The organism is Streptomyces lushanensis (genome assembly GCF_001700515.1).
Lineage (GTDB): Bacteria > Actinomycetota > Actinomycetes > Streptomycetales > Streptomycetaceae > Streptomyces > Streptomyces lushanensis.
The window spans coordinates 310-1604 of the sequence record NZ_MAUD01000331.1; the positions used below are offsets into that span (position 1 = coordinate 310).

The window sequence follows — 1295 nt, forward strand, 5'->3', positions numbered from 1 at the left end:
GGCTCGTCCAGGAAGATCAGCGACGGCTTGGTGAGCAGCTCCAGGGCCACGGAGACGCGCTTGCGCTGACCGCCGGAGAGCGAGGTGATCTTCTTGTTCTTGTGGATGTCGAGCTTCAGCTCGCGCAGCACCTCGTCGATACGCGCCTCGCGCTCGGCCTCGGCGGTGTCGCCGGGAAAGCGCAGCTTGGCCGCGTACTTGAGCGCCTTTCTGACGGTCAGCTCCTTGTGCAGGATGTCGTCCTGCGGGACCAGACCGATGCGCTGCCGCAGCTCGGCGAACTGCTTGTAGAGATTCCGGTTGTCGTAGAGGACATCGCCCTGGTCGGCGGGGCGGTAGCCGGTGAGCGCCTTGAGCAGCGTGGACTTGCCCGAGCCGGACGGGCCGATGACCGCGACCAGCGACTTCTCCGGGACGCCGAAGGAGACGTCCTTGAGGATCTGCTTGCCGCCGTCGACGGTGACCGTGAGATGACGGGCGGAGAAGGAGACCTCACCGGTGTCGACGAACTCTTCGAGCCGGTCGCCGACGAGACGGAAGGCGGAGTGACCGACGCCGACGATGTCGTTGGGGCCGAGGAGTACGGTGCCGGACTTCGCTATCGGCTGGCCGTTGACATAGGTGCCGTTGTGGGAACCGAGGTCCCTGATCTCGAACCGGCCGTCGGGCGTCGCCGTGAACTGGGCGTGCAGCCGCGAGACCTGGAGGTCGGAGACGACCAGCTCGTTCTCCAGCGCACGGCCGATCCGCATCACCCGGCCGAGGGAGAACTGGTGGAACGTGGTCGGGCTGCGGTCGCCGTACACCGGTGGTGCCCCCGCGGCGCCGCCGGGGANNCGCCGCCCTGGTGCGGGCCCTGCTGGTGCGGCACCTGTTCCTGCCGCGGCGGATGACCCTGCTGCTGGGGGACGTGGCCGTGCTGCTGCGCCGACTGCGGCTGCTGCCAGGACTGTTGTCCCTGGACGGGCGCCTGCTGAGCCTGCTGCCGGCCCTGTTCCGCCTGCTGCGTCCGGGCGGGTCCCGGCGTGCCGTACGTACCCGCGCCCGCCGCTCCGCCGCCGGTGAGGCTGAGCCGGGGTCCGTCGGTGGCGTTGCCGAGATACACGGCCGAGCCGGGCCCGATGTCCAGCCGCTGGATACGCCGGCCCTGCGCGTAGGTGCCATTGGTGCTGCCGTGGTCCTCGATGACCCAGTTCTGCCCGCCCCAGCTGATGGTGGCGTGGCGCCACGAGACCCTGGCGTCGTCGATGACCAGGTCACCCTGGGGATCGCGGCCGAGGGTGTACGACCTGGAC

General features: G+C 69.6%; 1 protein-coding gene and 1 pseudogene. Both read right to left on the reverse strand.

Annotation, left to right across the window (positions count from 1 at the left end; translation table 11 throughout):
* Nucleotides 1-835, reverse strand: an 835-nt coding sequence (locus tag BFF77_RS37100) for an ATP-binding cassette domain-containing protein (protein ID WP_245703687.1), incomplete at both ends; no start/stop codon positions are given.
* A 2-nt stretch (nucleotides 836-837) separates the two neighbouring features.
* Nucleotides 838-1295: pseudogene (locus BFF77_RS37105) on the reverse strand (FHA domain-containing protein); the annotation flags it as partial.